15 protein-coding genes are annotated in these 20,633 nt (G+C 39.2%); 9 read left to right on the forward strand and 6 right to left on the reverse strand.

The features are described 5' to 3' along the window. The first annotated feature begins 223 nt into the window (after positions 1 to 223). From V7127_RS15455 to V7127_RS15465, 3 genes are all read left to right on the forward strand, one after another. Positions 224 to 1,366: a trans-sulfuration enzyme family protein gene (locus V7127_RS15455; protein WP_335487431.1), complete on the forward strand. Its 1,143-nt coding sequence runs from the start codon at positions 224 to 226 to the stop codon at positions 1,364 to 1,366. Positions 1,367 to 1,808: 442 nt separating this feature from the next. Continuing rightward, complete coding sequence (locus V7127_RS15460; protein ID WP_335487434.1) at positions 1,809 to 2,465, forward strand: 5-bromo-4-chloroindolyl phosphate hydrolysis family protein; 657 nt, start codon at positions 1,809 to 1,811, stop codon at positions 2,463 to 2,465. Then, positions 2,462 to 3,637 (forward strand): toxic anion resistance protein, encoded by a 1,176-nt coding sequence (locus tag V7127_RS15465; protein WP_335487437.1) that lies wholly within the window; start codon positions 2,462 to 2,464, stop codon positions 3,635 to 3,637. The genes V7127_RS15460 and V7127_RS15465 overlap by 4 nt, the downstream gene beginning before the upstream one ends. Before the next feature lie 63 nt (positions 3,638 to 3,700). Here V7127_RS15465 and V7127_RS15470 read toward each other — a convergent pair whose 3' ends face one another. After that, positions 3,701 to 5,323, reverse strand: a complete 1,623-nt coding sequence (locus tag V7127_RS15470) for a PAS domain S-box protein (protein ID WP_335487440.1) — start codon at positions 5,321 to 5,323, stop codon at positions 3,701 to 3,703. 204 nt (positions 5,324 to 5,527) lie between these two features. Between V7127_RS15470 and V7127_RS15475 the strand changes: the two genes are divergently transcribed. The 4 genes from V7127_RS15475 to V7127_RS15490 all read left to right on the forward strand — a co-directional run bounded on the left by V7127_RS15475 (position 5,528) and on the right by V7127_RS15490 (position 9,151). Next, the gene (locus V7127_RS15475) at positions 5,528 to 5,761 is read left to right on the forward strand and encodes an excisionase family DNA-binding protein (RefSeq protein ID WP_335487443.1); all 234 of its coding nucleotides are present in this window, start codon (positions 5,528 to 5,530) and stop codon (positions 5,759 to 5,761) included. A gap of 133 nt (positions 5,762 to 5,894) precedes the next feature. Further along, positions 5,895 to 6,455, forward strand: coding sequence for an FAD-dependent oxidoreductase (locus V7127_RS15480; protein ID WP_335487445.1), 561 nt, complete (start codon positions 5,895 to 5,897; stop codon positions 6,453 to 6,455). A 215-nt stretch (positions 6,456 to 6,670) separates the two neighbouring features. Then, on the forward strand, positions 6,671 to 8,071 hold the full coding sequence (locus V7127_RS15485) for a M28 family peptidase (protein WP_335487447.1): 1,401 nt from the start codon (positions 6,671 to 6,673) through the stop codon (positions 8,069 to 8,071). 135 nt (positions 8,072 to 8,206) lie between these two features. Beyond that, on the forward strand, positions 8,207 to 9,151 hold the full coding sequence (locus V7127_RS15490) for a DMT family transporter (protein WP_335487450.1): 945 nt from the start codon (positions 8,207 to 8,209) through the stop codon (positions 9,149 to 9,151). A gap of 22 nt (positions 9,152 to 9,173) precedes the next feature. On the opposite strand, the gene V7127_RS15495 is transcribed toward V7127_RS15490, so the two are convergent. From V7127_RS15495 to V7127_RS15515, 5 genes are all read right to left on the reverse strand, one after another. Further along, a complete protein-coding gene (locus tag V7127_RS15495) occupies positions 9,174 to 10,136 on the reverse strand; it encodes a D-2-hydroxyacid dehydrogenase (RefSeq protein ID WP_335487453.1) in 963 nt (320 codons plus the stop codon). A 118-nt stretch (positions 10,137 to 10,254) separates the two neighbouring features. Further along, a complete protein-coding gene (locus V7127_RS15500) occupies positions 10,255 to 11,739 on the reverse strand; it encodes a TerD family protein (protein ID WP_335487456.1) in 1,485 nt (494 codons plus the stop codon). Between the two features lie 354 nt (positions 11,740 to 12,093). Next, positions 12,094 to 12,534: a hypothetical protein gene (locus V7127_RS15505; protein WP_335487459.1), complete on the reverse strand. Its 441-nt coding sequence runs from the start codon at positions 12,532 to 12,534 to the stop codon at positions 12,094 to 12,096. Positions 12,535 to 12,545: 11 nt separating this feature from the next. Then, positions 12,546 to 12,896, reverse strand: a complete 351-nt coding sequence (locus V7127_RS15510) for an ASCH domain-containing protein (RefSeq protein ID WP_335487461.1) — start codon at positions 12,894 to 12,896, stop codon at positions 12,546 to 12,548. Between the two features lie 49 nt (positions 12,897 to 12,945). Further along, positions 12,946 to 14,616: a glutamine--tRNA ligase/YqeY domain fusion protein gene (locus V7127_RS15515; protein WP_335487464.1), complete on the reverse strand. Its 1,671-nt coding sequence runs from the start codon at positions 14,614 to 14,616 to the stop codon at positions 12,946 to 12,948. Positions 14,617 to 15,007: 391 nt separating this feature from the next. Here V7127_RS15515 and V7127_RS15520 point away from each other — a divergent pair, with 391 nt between their 5' ends. Then, entirely contained in the window at positions 15,008 to 17,728 is a 2,721-nt protein-coding gene (locus V7127_RS15520) for a dynamin family protein (protein ID WP_335487467.1), read from the forward strand. A 128-nt stretch (positions 17,729 to 17,856) separates the two neighbouring features. Beyond that, complete coding sequence (locus V7127_RS15525) at positions 17,857 to 20,619, forward strand: response regulator (protein ID WP_335487470.1); 2,763 nt, start codon at positions 17,857 to 17,859, stop codon at positions 20,617 to 20,619. Positions 20,620 to 20,633 lie beyond the last annotated feature (14 nt).

Raw genomic sequence — 20,633 nt, forward strand, 5'->3', positions numbered from 1 at the left:
GCGTTTTCGATAGAGCAACACGAAAACAAGCGCCATAGAGCTTTTATAGTGAGGGTTTAATATTTGGTCCCACTAATAACGGTCTTTAGTCAAAAAGAAATAAATCCTAGTTAATTGATGAATCATATAAGAATTTTAATTGGATTTCAGGTGAAATATTGATAAAATTCAATTAATCGAACTTTTATTAAAATAATTTATATTTACAAAGAAGGTGCCTGTTTTGGAAAAGAGATTTGAAACATTAGTTTTGCATAGTGTAGAAAAATCAAAGAAACCGATAAAAAGCAAGGTAACACCTATTTATCAAACCTCTGCGTTTACTTTTGAAGATTTAGATGACATGGAGGGGTATTACCAAGGGGAAGGGAATTACTTATATTCTCGTGTTGGCAATCCAAATACCGATGAACTTGGTCAGGCGGTTGCAGCACTCGAGGGCGCCCCTGCAGGTGTTGCCACATCATCAGGGCTTTCAGCTATATTGGCAGCGGTTCTTGCCGTGCTAAAAAGCGGTGATCATATCATTGCTGCGGAAGATGTTTATGGGGGCAGCTTCCACTTATTAAAAGAAGAATTAAGTCAACTGGGGATTGAAACAACATTTGTGTCCTTCTCCAATCTGCAGCATGTGGAACAGGCTATTCAGCCAAACACAAAGCTATTGTATACAGAATCGATCACTAATCCCCTTTTAAGAGTGGAGGACATTGAAGCTGTTGTTCATTTTGCGAAAATGCATCAATTAGCTGTGCTTGTTGACAACACATTTGCAACTCCCTTACATTGCAGCCCATTTAAGCTAGGCGCAGATTTAGTCGTTCATAGTGCAACGAAATATATTGGCGGTCATAGTGACGTTACGGCTGGGGTCGTTGTCGGAAGAGCAGATTTAGTAGAAAAGGCGAAAGCGAAAGTCGTAAATCTCGGTGCAAATGTAAGCCCATTTGAAGCTTGGCTTACATGCCGTGGGCTTAAAACTCTGGCCCTTCGCATGAGAACCCAATCCACTAATGGAAGAAAACTAGCTGAGGCTCTACAGGGGAATACAAATGTTTCTAAAGTGTATTATCCTTTTAATGAAGCAGAGACAGGATATGGCGCAATGGTTACGATCGAGCTTTCAAAAAGTATAGATGTTAATCAATTCTTTAAATCCCTTTCATGGGTAAAATTAGTTCCAACCCTTGCCGGAGTTGAGACAACGGTTTCGCATCCTTTACTGACTTCTCATCGTGCTCTTCCACCTGAAGCAAGCGAAGCGTTAGGGATTACAAGAGAGGTCGTAAGGATCTCTGTTGGCATCGAACATCCGGAAGATATTATTGCAGCCTTTGAGCAAGCGATTAAACATTCAATAAAATAGTTTCAGTGCAGAAACCATTCAGGCTAGAACGCTGGCCGGGAATGGTTTTTTTTATATGTTTCCGAAATTAATTCTCGCTCGCTAATTTTGTTTTGCTACGTCTCAAGTCCTATAATAATTTAAGGTTGAGGTCTATAGATGAAAGTGAAATTTTCCTGTATCTTTATAGAAGAGAAGGAATTTTTTATAGCTGAAACCTGTATTTACTTCATACGTATATATATTAAGAATTTTATCTTTATTCAGCATTAGTCTTTCACTTCTAAAGTGATAAGATTAATGCAATCAGGTATTCAATTCAGTAGGGGGTTAAGCCCAAGCTGTATAAAGATAAGCCTCCGGCGGATGCCTCAGATTTTTTAGAGGAAATTATCGAGCTCGCTCGATAAAAATCTGGGCGCAAATTCGCCCAGGCGAATTTGATTTTAGGAGTCGATTAAATATGAATCAATTTTTAGCATTTCTATTACGAATGTTAATTGCTCTTCCAACATCGTCCAGTGTATGGCTGCTAAGCTATTTTGCCTTTAACCAAACATTCTGGCTCTCAGGTGCCATTGGCTTTGGGGCCGGAGTTCTTGCTTATTTAATGACAGGCATGATACAAAAGCAAAGGTTCTTAAAACGCCATCATCTGACAAGGAAGGAATACCAATTTATTAAGAAAAACATCGATGATTCCAAACGAAAAATTTCCCGCTTGCATAAGGCGCTTTTCTCGATTCGTCATATTCCTTCTTTGAAGCAAAGAATGGAACTAATGCGAACAACGAGAAAAATATACAGGCTAACGAAAAAGGAGCCAAAACGTTTTTACAAAGCGGAACAATTTTACTTTTCCCATTTAGATTCAGCCGTTGAGCTTTCGGAGAAATATGTGTTTTTATCCGCTCAGCCCAAGAAAACATATGAGCTCGACCAGTCACTTTATGAAACACGCCGTACCCTTGAACAGTTGACGGCTATGGTAGAAGAGGATTTATATAAAGTCATCTCAGATGATATTGACCAGCTGAACTTCGAAATTGATGTCGCCAAGCATACAATTAAAACCATAAAGGATTCACGAATTATCGATGAAAGCAGGAGATTAAAATGAGTGAGCACAATCCATCTCTTTTAAAAAACACAAGCAGTACAAACTTAATGGATGATCTGCTATCTAATCCATTTGGGGAAAATCTTGAGCTGACTAGCAAAAATGAACCGATAAAAGAAAAACCTGTTAAGCTGATTGACGTGATTCCAGAAGAAAATAGACAAATGGCATACGAGCTTGCTAAGCAAATTGATCCGACAAATCATCAGGCGATGATCTCTTACGGGACGCCTGCACAGTCAAAGCTATTGTCCTTCTCCAACTCGATGCTCGAACAAGTCCAAAAAAAGGACATCGGGGAAGTAGGGGAAATCATTAGTGAATTAATGATGAAGTTTAATGAAGTGAATCCAGATGATTTGAAGGGGGAGAAATCATCCTTTCTTTCACGTATGTTTGGCAGAATCTCAAGCTCGATACAAGAGACTTTGTCCAGATACCAGAAAACTGGCGCACAAATTGACAGAATTAGCGTAAAGCTTGAACGCAGCAAAAATATCCTGCTTTCAGATGTGGTCATGCTTGAAAGGCTTTATGAGAATAACAAAGAATATTTCCATGCCTTAAATGTCTATATTGCAGCGGGTGAAATTAAGCTCGAGGAATTGCATGATGTAACGATTCCAGCATTAAGGAAAAAAGCCGAAGAGTCGAACGACCAAATGAAGTTCCAAGAAGTCAATGATATGATTCAGTTCGCAGACAGGCTAGATAAACGACTCTATGATTTGAAATTAAGCCGAGAAATTACGATTCAGAGCGCTCCGCAAATCCGTCTAATTCAAAATACGAATCAGGCGCTTGTTGAAAAGATCCAATCGTCTATTATGACTGCTATCCCGTTGTGGAAAAATCAAGTAGCCATTGCCCTAACGCTGATTAGGCAACGCCATGCGGTAGAGGCACAAAAGCAAGTGTCTAAGACAACGAATGAGCTCTTGTTGAAAAACGCTGAAATGTTAAAAACGAACACCATTGAGACTGCAAGAGAAAATGAACGTGGCATTGTTGATATTGAAACATTAAAGAAAACTCAAGAAAATTTAATTTCTACACTGGAAGAGACTTTAAGAATTCAGGAGGAAGGACGTCAGAAGCGCCGCCTAGCTGAGCAAGAGCTGGCAACAATGGAAAGCGACTTAAGACAAAAACTGCTTGAAATCAAAGGATAAATATAGCCTTTAAAAAGGAAGAAGATCTACTAATCAAACGCTTGATTAATAGATCTTCTTTTATTAATTAGTTGTTTGTTCTACACTTTTTTCATTCGTTACTGGTAATTTGATTAGGACCTCTGTTCCTTCATTTATTTTACTATTGAATACGATTGAACCATTATGAGATTGCACAATCTTGTAGCTGACAGTCAGACCTAATCCTGTTCCTTTTTCTTTGGAAGAATAAAACGGCTCGCCGATTTTTTCCAGCCGTTTTTCAGAAATACCACAGCCCTGATCCTTCACAAAAATGGGGACTTCGCCATTCTCTTCCGGTTTTAAATAGACGTCCACTTTTCCTTTGCTTGGGGATGCCTCAATGGCATTCTTGATGATATTGATAAAAAGCTGCTTTAATTGATTTGGTTCGCAGTCTATCGTATATTCTTGAATATCTGAAATAAAATCAATTTGGACATTATATAAATTGGCATCAGATTGAAGCAATGAAATGACCTCAAATAGAATGAGATGGATATCGGCACGGGTAAACTGGACCTGCTGGGGCTTAGCCAACAGGAGCAGCTCCCCAGCTATATAATTAATTCGGTTTAATTCGTCTAGCATAATTTTATGATATAAATGATCTTTTTCGTTCTCTTTCTGAAGCAGTTGAACAAATCCGATGAGCGAGGTAAGCGGATTGCGAATTTCATGTGCCACACTTGCAGCTAGTTCACCAACAACGGACAGCTTTTCTGTTCGTCTTAGTCTTTCCTCCGTTTGCCTAATATGGGTGACATCCTTTCCGTAACCGAAAATCCCATCGATTGTCCCATTTACGATGATCGGAAGATTCGTGCATTGCAATGTGATGATTTCGCCGTTCTTATGGGGCAGCTTAAGCTCATACTTTTGAACACATTCTCCTTTTAGGATATTAGAAATCGCCTTTTGGATTGCCTTTTGTCCTTCTAATGGCAGCGAGTCTTTAATATTTTTGCCAATTATTCTTTGATCATCATAGCCAGTAACAGCTTTAAATTGCGGATTTACATTTGTTATGATCCCGTTCAAATTGAGCATAAAAACAATATCAGGATTATATTCAAAAAGGGATTTATACTTTTGCCTGCTTCTTTTTAGCAGGTTTTCAACGATCTTTCTTTCTGTTATATCTCTTCCAATAATGACAAGCCCCCTGCGGCTTCCGTCTTCATGAAAGAGAGGGACTTTAATCGTGTCAAACGTTTTTTGCAGACCATTCGGAAGAGGGATGACTTCCTCAATACGTGTAATCCCTTTATTCTTCCAAGCCTCTTCATCCGATACCTCACAGTAGATTAACGCGTCCCGGTAAAACTCTGTGTATTCCGCTAGTTCCGAGTCCTTTTTTCCTTTGTAATCTACATCCTCAAGCTGAAATAATTTTAAGCCAAATTCATTGGCTTCGATCCAGCGCCCTTCCCCGTCCTTGAAGTTCACGAAGTCAACCATTGAGTTGATAAGGGTTGATAATCGCCTTTCTTCTCCTTTAAGTTTGTTTGATCGTTCCATCTTTTCCATAAAATAATAAAATAGCCAGCCGGTTGTAAGTATATAAAGCAGTTCCTTCATTCTTTCGATCGTATTGATAAGTGAAGAAGGCTGAAATTGACTAAGAAGATAGTTGGTGCCAAAAATCCAAATAATACTTATCATTATGTATAGGATAAAGAGTTTCTTTTTGTTCATTTGATTCGTGTAACTCCTTTTCCATACCCGAATGGAGAAAATAATCATTCCATTTCCCTATGTTCGTAATGGTATAGTTATAACTAGAAAAATAAATTTCCAGTCCATAAACATTTTATCCTAGTTTGATAGACAGTAAAAGACAAAAAAAATTACTGGAGTGACATTATATTGTATTTAACCATTGAAGAAACAGCAGAATATTTATCTGTCTCAGTAACATATGTGGAGAACTTAATTTTACAAGGAAAAGTTCGAGTCTTACATGATAGTGAAGGGGCGGTATTGGTCTATAGGGATCAGTTTAAGACACATTTTGAACAGCTGGAGAAATATAAATATTTAGTCAAGGAATTGGAAAATGAACCAATTCCAGAGGATCGAGATATTAAAGACGAGGACTAGAATTTTCTTCCCTTCATGAAGTCCATAATAGTAGAGAAGAATGGGGCTGAATTGTATAAGTCACATTATTTTACAAAGAGCCTTTATTTAGTTAATCTAATATTATGAAATTATATTTAGGAGGAAACAAGTTATGTACGATATTACAATAATTGGAGCAGGGCCAGCAGGAGGAAGTGCGGCATTATTCGCTGCTAAAGCAGGAAAAAAGGTATTAGTCATTGATAATGATAAAAGTGTAACGAAGCGTGCATGGTTAGAGAACCATTATGGCGTGCTTGAGATTTCAGGTCCAGATTTAGTCGAGGTTGGGAAGAAGCAGGCTGCTAAATTCGGTGCTGAAATTGTTGAAGCATCCGTTGAAAATATTGAAAAGTCAGAGGCTGGATTCGCGGTTCAAACAGATAATCAGACATATGAATCTAAGCATGTGATTCTCGCAACAGGCTTTTTAACAGATCTTGCCGAAAAAGCAGGATTAAAAACAAAAGATGGTACAGAACCGAGAGTTAAAACGATTTTTGATGTGGATGCAGCCGGAAAAACGAATATTGATGGAATATGGGCAGCAGGCACTGCTGCAGGGGTAAGCGTGCACACGATCATCACAGCAGGAGACGGCGCAAAAGTTGCCATTAATGTGATTAGTGAGTTAAATGGTGAACGTTATGTTGACCACGATGTTTTAAAATAATTTGGATGAGCCAGCCTTTAATGGGCTGGCTTTTTTCGTGCTTATTTTTCGATAAAGCTGCAAGTCATGCTTTATTACCCGTGTCTTTTATCCTTAGTTAAACAAAAATGGAAAAAATAGCTTATTTGTCCTACCTCGGAGTAGTTACAAATTCCCTTCCTTAATATTTAGAATAGTTTAATATTTTTATTAATCTATGTCTTAGGAGGGATTCTATGAGAAAACCATTATTATCTATGGCGTTAGCAACCACATTAGCCTTTGGTGCGGTCGGCACTTCGGCTGTATTTGCGAAGCCGAATGAAGTTGGACAAGCTCAGCCAGTTAATGTATTTGATCACAAAGTCATCGATAAGATTAATGCAGAAAATATCTATAAAAATATTGAACATTTATCTAAAACACCACGTGTGGCTGGTACAGAAGCTGAGGAACAAGCAGTCAAGTATATTAAAGAACAATTCGAGTCATATGGATATGATGTTGAATTACAGCCGTTTACTTTTTATGGCTATACACCTCCAAGTTCGATTGAATTGAACGTAAATGGCTATGATGGAGTGCTTAAACCAAGTTCTTTTACATACACAGTAAGCGGCAATGTATCGGGTGATCTTGTTTATGCAAACTTAGGAAAGAAAGAGGAGCTTGCCAATACAGATCTGACTGGAAAAATTGCTCTCATCAAACGCGGTGATATTAGTTTCGCTGAAAAAGTGTTAAATGCGGCTGAAAAAGGTGCTGCAGGAGTTATTATTTTTAATAATACGGGCGGTGCAGTAAACGGAACGCTTGGCGAAGCCAATGATAAATATGTTCCGGCTGTCTCTTTAACGCAAGCGGAGGGCGAGGCACTTCTTGCTAAGCTAAATGCAGGAACCGAATTAAGGACAAGCTTGAAAATTGAGGGTGCTAAAGCGGGAGAAAGTCTTTCCCATAACGTAATCGCTACGAAAAAACCGACAAATAAACAAAAAGATACCGGTAAAGTAATTGTCGTTGGGGCTCACCACGATTCAGTTGCAGGTGCACCAGGAGCAAATGATGATGCCTCCGGAACGGCAACGACACTTGAGCTCGCGCGTGTATTTAAAAACGTGCCGACTGATACAGAAATTAAATTTATTACATTTGGCGCGGAAGAGCTTGGATTAATTGGCTCAACCTACTATGTTAACAATCTATCAGATGACGAACAAGAGCGCACGATTGCTAACTTTAACCTTGATATGGTTGGAAGCAGGGATGCGGGAGATTTAGTCTTGCTTACTCTTGATGGGAAGCCTAACCTAGTGACTGAGCTTGCCCAGGCTTCAAGCACAAGACTTAACGGAGAACCAACTCCATATGGCCAAGGCGGACGCAGTGATCATGTTCCATTTGCTGAAGCTGGAATCCCAGCAGCCTTATTCATCCACAGCCCATCTGAGCCTTGGTACCATACACCTGAAGATTCCATTGATAAAATCAGCAAAGAAAAGCTTCAGGATGTAGCAGAGATTGTGGGAGCAGCAGTTTATGACCTAGCTCGGTTCGACAACATGGGACCAAAGCCGAAAAAAGGCCCTAAAGTAAAAGCTGATAAAGATCAGCGCCATGAGCAGAATATCCAATAGTATTGAATAAGGAAGTCAGTTCTCTATTAGGAGAGCTGGCTTTTTTATTCATGGATTCAAATAAAATGATTTTGTAAAGATTTCCATGCTAAAATAGGTTTAATTATGTGAAAGCTAAGGAAGAAGGAAATCATTTTGAAAAATATACAAACCTATCTTTTGCTAATAGCGATTATGATGGCTTGGGGATTTAATGTGCCAGTTGTCAAGATACTTGTAGGTTATTTTCCGCCCGTTACCATTACCTCTTTGCGAATTTTTACGGCAGGGATCTCAGTCTTTCTCATTATGGGTTTGATGCGGAAAATTCGAAGGCCGAATAAGGAAGAATGGAAGTTTATTATTTTTGGCTGCTTGTTCAACGTGGTCGGCCATCATTTCTTCTTATCAGTAGGTCTTACGAATACAACAGCTACAAATGGGGCCCTCATTTTAGGAACAGGCCCATTATTAACGGCCATTCTTTCGTCAGTTATCCTGCGTAATCGGGCAACGTGGATTCAAATTCTAGGATTCCTATTTGGAAGTGCAGGGGTTTCCTTTATCGTTTTATCCGGTGAAGGAGGGTTATCAGGTCTTTCGATAGGTGACTTACATATATTCTTTTCGATTCTTTCACAAGCCCTAAGCTTTATTCTTATTAGCAAGGCAGCGAAATCAATGGATCCACGGCTTTTAACCGGATATATGCTGGTCTTGGGAAGTGTTCTTTTATTTTTTATTAGTTTGTGGCAGGAGCCAAAAGGGTTTGAAGGGTTATTCGGAGCCCCTATCCTTCTATGGGTTGCCTTCTTTTCATCGGCATTGCTTTCAACAGCCTTGGGGCATATGTTTTATAATGCAGCAATTAAAAAAATCGGACCTGCAGAAGCATCCATTTTCATTAATTTAAGTACGTTTTTCTCATTAGTTGGTTCGGCTGTTCTTCTGGGAGAAATCATCACCTCAACCCACTTATTAGGTTTGCTATTCATTGTTTCCGGTGTTGTTCTTGGATCAGGTGCATTGGAGGAATTGCTCCGGAAACGGAAGAAAAGGGGAATGGGGCAGACACAAAACGCCAAAAAGGGATTCCTCTAAGGAGGTAATCCCTTTTGCCGTTTCAATAACCTTTGTGGTAATCAACTAAATTAATTAGCAGCTTCTCGTCTTTTAAATAGCTTTTTAAATTTGGGATCAAAATATCCTTAATGACCCGTTTATCATAATTCTCAGTCGATCCTGCTGTATGTGGTGTGATGATCACATTTTCAATTTCCCATAAAGGACTCTCTTCACTAAGAGGCTCTTTCTCAAATACATCTAAGCCTGCACCAGCGATTTTTCCTTCAATTAGAGCCTTGATAAGCTCTGATTCTACAACAATATCGCCTCGGCCAATATTAATGAAGAAGGATGAAGGCTTCATGAGGCCAAATTGTTCTTTTCCAAATAAATGCTTTGTTTCCTCCGTTAGCGGAAGCGTTACAACTACATAGTCACATATAGGTAATACTTCATTTATCTGATCGAGCGAATACATCGTATCAACATGTTCTTCGGGTAAGTCAGAACGGCGGAATCCTAAAACATTCATGCCAAATGCCTTGGCAATTTTGGCTGTTTCCTTGCCAATGGCCCCTACCCCAAAGAGACCCATTGTTTTGCCATGCAGTTCAAGCTTTAACCCAGAATGATGCCATGTTTTTGTTTGCTGATTTTTCACATATGTATGTATTTTTCTAGTAAGCCCGAGCATCAGTGCAAAGATAGTCTCGGAAATTGGGAAGGAATGAACCCCATTGGCCGATGTTAACTGGATATGACGATTATTGAATTCTTTCAAAGGCATGCTATTTATACCTGCAGACCAAGATTGAACCCAACGCAGCTTAGAATCATGGGATAGCACATGTTCAGTTAATTCTTTTTTCCAGCCTGCAATAATTTCCGCTTCTTGTATATGATCTTGCCAAACTGTATTATCTTTTCCAACAATAAGCTCCCAGTCTGGAATAACTTCTTTTATGGCTTCAACTAAATCCTCACTTAAATTTTGGGTAACGATTAGCTTTCGTTTCTCCACAAAGACTCCCCCTAATTCATGATATGTATATCATAGCAAAAAAAGGAAGATCCAATAAGGACCTTCCACATTTTCGATAGGCTAAAAAACCAAGAGCCCTGATAATGAACCGCGAAGATTATGATAAAAATTCTTGGGGATTTAACCCTAATTCTATACAGATTTCTGAAACGATCTGCTTTTCACTAGGATCGAAATGACCGTCTGCATAGCCAAGTGCGATACAATAACGAGCAACAAGGCGAGCAATTTCAGGCTTCGATCTGACACGTCCTAAAGCTCTAAATGCTTCGGCACGCCCGATAATAGAATCACGTTCGATTTTTTGGACGAAGTAATTAAATTGCTGCATCACTTTGTTTGTATCAAAAACGCGCAATTCTTCGCTTTGATTGACAAATTCCATCATTTTTTGTCGCTCGGATGGGTCCAGTCTTCCATCTGCTAATGATACGAGTGCACATGCGGCAACAACAGCATCCATAACATCCTGGCTTTTATAGCGGGCAAATAATTCTTGAGCTTTTCTTTTTTGCTGATTGGCCCATTGTGTATAATCAGTTTGATTAGGAGACCAGACGTTTCCACAGCTGTTGCATGTGAATTTAAGCTGATTTTTTCCAATAAAACCACCCAATAACCCGATAGGACCAAGGATTAACCCGCCAATTGCTGCCTTTCCCAGACCAAAGCCTTTCTCACCAGTTCTTACATTCGAAGATCCACATCGGGTACAATTAATATTGTCTCCGCCATAAGATTGCCCTGAGGAATATCCTTGACCATATGTAGGCTGATTATAGCTCGCCTGCTGTCCATAGGCTTGCTGATTGTAAGGCTGATTCTGATGCCCAGATTGATTATAGCTTGGTTGATTATAAGAAGGACTGTGTGTATTTGTTTGACCGAAAGTCGGCTGATTATAGGATGTATGTTGTTGGCCTGAAAATGATTGAGCTTGCTGAGAGCTTCCGTATGTTTGATTGATGGGCGGAGCTTGATAAGCAGGTTGTGCAGGAGCAGGCTCATCATCTACATGAACGCCAAAATTTCTGCAAAGTGCGGCTAACCCGCCTTGAAAGCCACTTGCAATGGCATTGAATTTCCACTCTCCGTTATGGCGATATAGTTCAGCTGTCACAATGGCCGTTTCTACTGTAAAATCACGTCCTAGGTCGAAACGAATTAATTCCTCATTTGTCATAGCGTTAAAAATTCTCACATAGGCATTAGAAACTTGTCCGAAGTTTTGCTGTTTTACATGTGCATCATGGATTGTGATGGTGAATGCAATTCGGTGAATAGAAGAAGGAACTTTATTTAATTCGATTGTAATTTGTTCATCATCACTGGCACCAGCTCCGGTGCGATTATCGCCGCTGTAAATAACCGAACCATTTCCGCCTCTAGGATTATTATAGAATACAAAATCCATGTCGCTTTGGACCTTGCCAGAAGGGCCAACTAAAAATGCTGAGGCATCCAAATCATATTGTGAATGACTGTGGCTAACATCCCAGCCCAAACCAGCCACTACAACCTCAAGACCTGGATGAGCCTTTGTTAAATCAACTTTCTGTCCTTTTCGTAACGTAACACCCACTTTAAAAACCACTCCAATCCCTATAGATTCATATAATTAAGTAACTTTTCTCTGAATTTTAATTTCAATTATTATTATAATGCAGAATGGAATCAAAAGGAAAATGATAACATCCTGGCTTTTATTTTAAATGGTATACAGTGAGTTTTATGCAAAAAATGAACGCAGTCAACCATAAAGGAGATGCTTTCATTTTTTTAGATTCCTATAGAAAAAAGGGCACCAAAGAGCGCGATGTTTCCAAATTTTTTAGATTCCTAAGAAAAATGGCCAGGCTCTAATCCGAGGCTGACCATTTTGAGATTATAATATGGAAAAGTGAGAGTTAGATAGTCTTGAAATGCAAACCGACCTTTACCAAAGTGAAGGCTTTACAACCATTAGCCAGAGCATGACCATTAATAGGATTAAATAAAGCCAGGTTGATTTTAAAAGCTTTTGGACAAGCTGCTGTGTATCTTGTCCAGGCTCATGAAATCTTCGAAAAATAGGAGTAAAAGCCCTGGCTAGAAAAAATACGGAACCAAACATTACAGCTAACGTTGCAATAATCCATGATGTTTTCCACGTCCAATGCCCCATAGCTATGAGTATTGCACCACTCCCGACAAGGAGATGTCCGGCGTGCTTCACAAGCCGGACAGAATAGCGGAATATATCCAAGTAGGCTAGCTGGACTTCATGTTCGGCTGCCCGCAATTTTTTCGCAATCGGAATTAAAACGAAAAATGGACCGATGGATAGAACAGCACTGCCTACATGGATGTATAGGATGAAGCGGTATAGTGTATCCATGAAAAATGCGATTATTCCGAGACTGGACGGAACTCATGCACCCATACTCTCATTTGTGGCAGCCATGGCATGCCAGGGTGATAGGATAGAATGGATTGCTTATAATCTTCAACGGTTCCATATCCTTCTTGCTTGGCATGCTCATCCGTTAATTCACCTAAAGATTGTGAATATACTTTTTCAACGACAAATCTATGACCTTGAAGATCCATAATCTCACCAACGTCTGCATAGCGGCCATTACGGCGTGTAGCCGTTTTCTTTCCTGCTAACACCAATTCAATGTCTGCTGGTAAAGTGATTAGTCGCTCAATTGTACAGGTTTTTGGCGGCAGTGTTTGATTTTCATTTTCGTTTGTCATTATGGGTTCCTCCCTTTGATGTGTTAATAGTGCAAAAATGTGCTACTCATTATAGCTTAAATGAACTTTTTAGCGAAACGATACGGTTAAATACGTGTTTCTCAGCCGTTGAATTCTTTGGATCCACGTTAAAATAGCCATGACGGAAAAATTGGAATTTGTCCTGTGCTTTAACATCCTTCATATTAGGTTCAATAAAGCCTTGAACGATTTCAAGCGAATTTGGATTTACATAATCCAAAAACGTCTTTTCTTCTGCAGAATCGTCCATTGCTCCTGCTTCCAATTCTGAATCAAGAATTAATGGCTCATATAAACGAAATTCAGCTGGAATGGCATGTTTAGCATCAACCCAGTGAAGAGTTCCTTTCACTTTACGTCCTGTAAAGCCTGTCCCGCTTTTTGTTTCAGGATCATATGTGCAGTGAATTTCAACCACTTGGCCGTTTTCATCTTTAATCACATCATTACACTTAATGAAATAAGCATGCTTTAGACGGACTTCATTACCTGGGTAAAGTCGGAAATATTTGCTTGGCGGGTCTTCCATGAAGTCATCCTGCTCAATATAAATTTCTCGGGAGAATGGAATTTGTCGTATACCCATTTCCTCATTTTCTGGATTAATTTCCGCATCAAGCATTTCGACTTGATCTTCCGAATAATTGGTTATGACTACTTTAAGTGGGTTCAATACGCCCATTGTTCGCGGTGCAGTCAGCTTTAAATCTTCTCTGACAAAATGCTCAAGCATAGCTTCATCAACTGCGCCATAACCTTTGGAAATACCCGTTGCCTTAACAAATTCGCGGATTGCTCCTGGTGTAAAGCCTTTTCTTCTTAGTCCAGAAATCGTCGGCATACGCGGATCGTCCCAGCCATCAACAAAGCCTTCGTCCACAAGCTGCTTAAGCTTTCTTTTACTCATAACTGTATTCGTAATGTTAAGACGCCCGAATTCAATCTGCTGCGGCTTACTTTTAGTTTCACATTCTTCAATAACCCAATTATAAAGAGGACGCTGATCCTCAAATTCAGTCGTACAAATGGAATGAGTGACGTCTTCAATCGCATCCTCTAATGGATGGGCGAAGGAGTACATAGGGTAAATGCACCATTTGTCCCCAGTATTATGGTGTGTAGCATGAGAAATTCGATAAATGACAGGATCACGCATATTCAAATTCGGCGAAGCCATATCAATTTTTGCACGCAGCACCTTGCTGCCATTTTCAAATTCGCCATTACGCATCCGTTCGAATAAATCTAGATTTTCTTCTACCGGACGATTGCGATAAGGACTTTCCTTTCCTGGCTCTGTCAGGGTGCCGCGGTATTCACGGATTTCTTCCTGAGATAAATCATCCACATAGGCCTTCCCTTTTTTGATAAGGAGAACTGCACGATCATACATTTCCTCAAAATAGTCAGAGGCAAAGCGGAGATCATCCCACTCATAGCCAAGCCATGCTACATCGTTCTTAATAGAATCAACATATTCCTGATCTTCTTTTAATGGGTTGGTATCATCAAATCGCAAGTGTGTCTTTCCGTTAAACTCATCGGCAAGACCAAAGTTAATGACAATGGACTTCGCATGACCGATATGAAGATACCCGTTCGGTTCGGGAGGAAAACGAGTAATGATTTCTTTATGTTTTCCTGATTCCAAATCCTCGATAATAATATTTTTAATAAAGTTTGACGAATTTTGTTCCAAACCGGTATCAGCCTTTCTATATGTAGGTAGTTAATTCTTATTTTACTGTTATTACCCAAGTAAATCAATCGATGGGAATAACCATAGCATCTATGATGAATTAGAACTGCCGAAATTGTAATCATAATGAATTTTGCTTAGAATGAAAAGAAAACGCTATGAAATGGTTTGTCAAATAAGCAATTGGGGTAAAGAACTAGGATAGACGCATTAGGACTTTTGCCCATTATTTAATTTGTTACATAAGAATACAATATTGTAATCAAAATTGAAAATTTGCCATAAAAATATTTTGTTAGAATAAAAGATAGGAAAAAAGTAGATGAAGCTACTTGGGCTTTAGCCGTTTCGGCTTGTTTTGATATTAGTGAAAATATTCTGCGGGGGTAGCATGATGACAATAGATGAACAATTAATAGGAAAAAGTTATTACAAGACATTAGTGGAAGGGAAAGAGAATGTACATCCCATCAAGGCACTAGGAGAATTGTATATGGAGGAGCAAAGGAAAGCAATATCGGAACTTTCCTTTATTCGCTTTGCTCAAGGGGAGATTTACTTCCAAAATTGTGATTATGAAGCAGCGATTTTTAAATGGGAGAATATTAATAATGAACTTGAGCCATGGGCAAAGAAGAATATGGCAGATGCTTATTTTAAACTAGAGATTTTTGCTACAGCTGAGGATTTGTACCGGTCCATTCAAACAGACTCAGAATATCTGAAAATGGAAGTGCTATTACAGTTGTTTTCCACTTATGTAGCACGCGGAAAGCTTGATTTTGCAGTTGAGGTGATCAAGGAGGCTGTTTCCTTTAACCCAGACTATCGGGATGTAACGAGCATTGCTAAAGCGTTTTTTGAAAAGCATCAGGATTGGAAAAATGCCATTGAACTTGCTGTGAATGAATCCATCCGGACAGGAGATCTTGCTTGGTTCGACATTCTGCAATCTTATGTCGAGGAGGGAAAGATAAAGAAGACAGAACCAAATTATTTCAATGAAGCATTGGTCACTTTATTTAAGGCGGATTTGGCAAAGTTTGAAAGACTGGCTGTTTCCTTATGGAATCAATATCGAATTGGAGACTTATATTTTACTTGGGTTAAAGAATTAAATCACATCCTTCTCCATATGGAAGGCGGAAGCTCCCATTCATGGAAAGAGCTTTCGGCCGTTTATCATGTTACATATTTCGAATTAATCAATGGGAAGTATTTAATAAGAGAAATTTCACATTTAATTCCGAATCATTTAAGCAACTGGGTGAAAATGGCTGATTCTGCTTATTCATCCATTGCAGCTGCTTCTGCCCTAGCATGGAGTGAAATCTTCCCTTCGAGCATCGAGCATTCAGCTATTAATTTAGCAGAGAAAAAGGTTAGCCAAGAAATGCGCGACCGAAATGGCTTAACGGATGGATTCGAGTTATTCAAGTCCGTTGTCTCTTGGGCAAGGAAGAATGGTATCGAGATTGGACACCGATTTGAATGGATGGTGAAGGAGCTTCTTGATCTTCAGGCTCCTTATCTATTAATTGCCGGAGCCGCTGGAAATGAGAAATCGGGATTTATCAATCAACTGCTTGGTGAAACAATAATCGATGACTCTATTTCAACAACTGTGATGTTCAAGGATGATGAGACGGTTGGCATACAGGAGATTGGCGATGAAGGAGAAAGAGAAATTTCACATTTATCCGATGTTAGCGAGAACTCACAGACTTTGATTCTGTATAAAAAGCCTGCACCGTTTCTTCGCGAAAAGCGGCTTGCCTTTATTGATACACCGGGCATAACGGGTCTAAACCGATTCAGAAATGAAGTATTCCAATATTTGCAGCTCGCGGATAGTCTGCTATTCGTCCTTAATGCCAATCATGCTTTCACAGAGGAAGAGCTTGAAATGGTTGTGAAAATTCGTGAGCAGGCACCTGACCTTCCTATTCACTTCTTGTTAAATGGGGTAGATTCTAATGAGATGGAGCAGGAAGTGATAGACAGTGCCACTTCGAAAGTGAATACTTATTTTTCAAAAGCAAGAGTATTTGCCTATTCTGGCCGTGATGAACAGCTTGAGCCTTTAACTCAATTCTTGAAATCTATCACGAATCACGACAATCTTGAAGAAAAAAGAACGTCTAAGGTTCAGCATTATATTCGCAAAACGATTAAGTTTCTATTGGAAAGACGCGTGGAAATGGAGAATGGTTTCATTGAGTCAATTAGATGGAATGATGAGATGGTAACCAAATTAACAGGAGCCACAAATCAATTACGTGATTTGGAAGAAGAAAAAGCCCGAGTTATGAAAAGGTCGTTTACAAAGATAAAAGACGATCTAAAGCTTCAGCTAATGGAGGATATTCCTGAACTGCTTAAAGGGAGTTCAGAATTAATACATGAGGACAGCGATTTTGGGAAGGTCCATGTTCAGCTGAATGCTGAAATGAATAATCGTATTCGTCATCATTTAGATGAAATGATTATGCCAAGCTTCCATAAGGGGATTCATCAGTGGATTAACGAGGCAAGTGATGAATTCACCGATGCTCAAGAATTCCTGAATGAAATGGGTGCGGGCTTTAATGATCTTTATGAGGAAGAAAAACTAAGTCTCGCATGTGATTTTAAAGTGTTAGATGATTGGCGCAGAGATGCAGATCGGATGACGAGAGGTAAAGTGCATCTAGAAAATATAAATATATTAAACCGCTTTACACCATCACAGTTTATTTTAAAGAGCGCGGGCAGATTGCTCGGAGCTATTCAGCAAAATAAATCAATGCTCCATAACAAATATAAACAATTTATTGAAAATGAGGATTACAGCGAAGTGGCTGCATCGGTTGCAGAACAATTCTTCCAGCCATTTGAACTTTTTGAAAAATCGATAGATAGAGATGTCAGCATGTTTTTTAGTCCGCCGTTAACTGAACTGCAGGAAGCAGTGAAGGAATCAGGAAGTCAGATTGAATTCAATAAAGAGTCTTTGAAGGAAATTAGGGAAAATCCTGAACTATACCGTGATCCGATCACCTTATTCCACCTTAAGCTCATTCAGCTTGAATGGATGACGGATGTCCGGGAAGCGACTTATCAAAACCAGTAAAAGCCCATAATAGGCCGCTCGGCTAGCATTTTAGCCGAATGGCCATACATAACGTTTTAGCAGTCATTCTGCCACTCATAAATAATTCAACCTCTTAAACCTATTTCATCTTGAAGGAGGCGTATTTAGTGAGTTTTAAAAGGAAGCAATATCTCAGCTTAGGCTTGACTGTATTTTTTATGCTTCTATTGATGTTTGTCATCCTCTTTATGGCAAATTTAATAAAAGCGAATATGCTAGAAATTGTGAAGGATCGATACTATAAGGTAAACCAAACCACAGAAATTAGAAGGCTATTCGATCAAACCGATCGCCAGCTTCTACGGATATTAATTGTTAAAGAAGAAATGAACCCTGAATTGATTGAGAAATCTCTAAAATACAATGAAGAAGGCATTACATCAGAAATAATTAAATTAGAATCATCCATTAATACAACTAGAGGCAGAGAGGTTCTAAATGAAATCGAAAAATCTTACAATGCCTACAATCAGATGGAGAAGGAATTTATTGAAAAATTCAAAAGCGGTAAATTTGATGAAATGCAAACCATTTATGATAGTGAACGAATCAATCGCGATCGGCTTCTACTCGATTTAGGTGAATTTATTGAATACCAGGAAACATTAATGGATGAATCACTCCAAAGTGCTACAAAAACACATTCCCAGCTCGTCATTGTGTTAATATCAGCTGTTACTCTAGCCCTATTGATGATTGTCCTTGTTACACTTTCACTCATTCGAAGCACAAGTAAAACGATGGCAATCATATTAAAGGGGCTCAATCTTATTGATTATAAAAACCTGTCCAAGCTCCCAAGGGTAGAAATTCATACAAATGATGAATTCGGAGATATAGCAAAGTCCTTTAATACAATGGCAGCGTCTTTAGAAACCTATAATGAAAAAGAAAGAAAATATATTTCAGAAATAACGGAGCAAAATTGGATACAAAGCCATTCTGCCGACATCATTCATCTGTATAGCCACCATGTCAATATTCATTCCCTTGGTGAAGAGCTCATTCGCCAATTGTCCCATGCAATCAATGCCAATCTTGGCGTTTTCTATGTGAAGGAAACGAATAATGGAAGGCCGGTTTATCGAAAAAAATCCTCCTATGCAGAAGACGGTCAACATGTCGGTAGAGAGTTTTTTTATCCAGGCGAGGGGCTAGTAGGGCAATGTGCCGTTGAAAAGAAGCACTATATTCTAAAAGATGTTCCAAGTACGTATCATCTAATTCATACTGGCCTTGGAAGTGTGGCACCAAGAAGCATTATGATGGCGCCAGTTTTGGTGAAGGATGAAGTCGTAGCGGTTGTGGAACTGGCAAGTCTAAACGAGTTTACATCTACTCATTTAAAACTATTGGAGGAAGTGCTGGACACGCTAGGCATCGCCATTACAAATATATTAGGCAGAATGGAAATTGCCCGTTTACTGGAGGACTCGCAGACAAAGACAGAGGAACTGCAAATGCAATCTGAGGAATTGCAGTCACAATCAGAGGAGCTGCAAACTCAAGCGGAAGAGCTCCGAATGATTAATGAGCAATTAGAAGAACGCACAAATGATGCAGAGCTGAAGTCGGAGGAACTGAGGTCTGCAAAGGAAGCACTTGAAGAAAAGGCTAGAGAGCTAATGCTGAGTTCGAAATACAAGACTGAATTTCTTGCCAACATGTCTCATGAGCTTCGTACACCATTGAATAGTATTCTGCTACTCTCAGAAATGCTGATTGATGATCCGAATCATGGCCTTAATGAAGAACAAGTCGAATTTACTAAGGTTATTCATTCAGCCGGTCAGGATTTGCTAGACTTAATAAATGATATTCTTGACCTTTCTAAAGTGGAGGTTGGGAAGCTTGAGATACACTTTGAAGAAGTGAATATGAGTATTTTTACTGATCATTTGGAACGGAACTTTGTTCAATTCGCTAAGAAGAAGAATCTTGAATTCACTGTTACTGAGATTGAAGGTGTACCAGAAGTAATATTTACAGACGAACAGCGCCTTCAGCAAATGATTAAAAACTTACTTTCAAATGCCTTTAAATTTACTGATTCCGGTTCTGTTTCTGTTACTTTTGAAAAAGCGCACAGCCATGAGATCAGCAGCTTCCCTCAAGCGAATTCCTCAGATACATGGTTAAAGGTGATTGTTTCAGATACAGGAATTGGAATTCCTATAGAGAAGCAGGAGGAGATATTCGAAGCCTTCCAGCAGGTGGATGGAGCAACAATGAGAAGGTATGGTGGAACAGGGCTCGGATTATCTATAACAAAAGAGTTTGCTCAGCTTCTTGGCGGGGTATGTAAAGTAAATAGTGAAGAAGGGAAGGGCAGCAGTTTCACTTTATTTATTCCAAGCCTGCCTGATGGTTTACCGAAAAAAGCAGAGGAAACAGTGATTACTGAAGCTGCTTCCGCCAAAGATTTTGAATCTATTATTGAAGCATCCATTAAAAATCTGCCTAATGATGAACAGGAAGTTAGCCCATCTTCTACGGTTTTACAAGGAAAATCGGTTCTCGTTGTTGACGATGATCATCGGAATATTTATGTGATAAAAAATGCACTTGAAAAAGAAGGCATGCATGTTCTAACAGCCGAAAATGGCATGGAGTGTTTAGACACGATGGTAAAAGAAGAAAAAGTGGATATTTTGTTAATGGATATTATGATGCCTGTTATGGACGGCTATGAAACGATGAGGAGAATCCGTGAGCTTGAAGAATATCAGGATTTGCCCATTATTGCTCTAACAGCAAAAGCCATGAATTATGACCGCAGAAAATGCATAGAATCTGGCGCATCAGATTATATCAGCAAGCCGCTAAAACTAGATCAGCTATTGTCAGTTATGCGAGTGTGGTTATCTTAGAAAGAAAATTATTG

Source organism: Bacillus sp. JJ1773, assembly GCF_036962035.1.
Taxonomy (GTDB): Bacteria; Bacillota; Bacilli; order Bacillales; family Cytobacillaceae; genus Cytobacillus.

Excerpts from the sequence above, each read along its gene's own strand:
- V7127_RS15470 (WP_335487440.1), bottom strand. The coding sequence starts at position 5,323 with ATGATAAGTATTATTTGGATTTTTGGCACCAACTATCTTCTTAGTCAA.
- V7127_RS15510 (WP_335487461.1), bottom strand. The coding sequence starts at position 12,896 with ATGACAAACGAAAATGAAAATCAAACACTGCCGCCAAAAACCTGTACA.
- V7127_RS15485 (WP_335487447.1), top strand. The coding sequence starts at position 6,671 with ATGAGAAAACCATTATTATCTATGGCGTTAGCAACCACATTAGCCTTT.
- V7127_RS15505 (WP_335487459.1), bottom strand. The coding sequence starts at position 12,534 with ATGGATACACTATACCGCTTCATCCTATACATCCATGTAGGCAGTGCT.
- V7127_RS15480 (WP_335487445.1), top strand. The coding sequence starts at position 5,895 with ATGTACGATATTACAATAATTGGAGCAGGGCCAGCAGGAGGAAGTGCG.
- V7127_RS15465 (WP_335487437.1), top strand. The coding sequence starts at position 2,462 with ATGAGTGAGCACAATCCATCTCTTTTAAAAAACACAAGCAGTACAAAC.
- V7127_RS15460 (WP_335487434.1), top strand. The coding sequence starts at position 1,809 with ATGAATCAATTTTTAGCATTTCTATTACGAATGTTAATTGCTCTTCCA.
- V7127_RS15520 (WP_335487467.1), top strand. The coding sequence starts at position 15,008 with ATGATGACAATAGATGAACAATTAATAGGAAAAAGTTATTACAAGACA.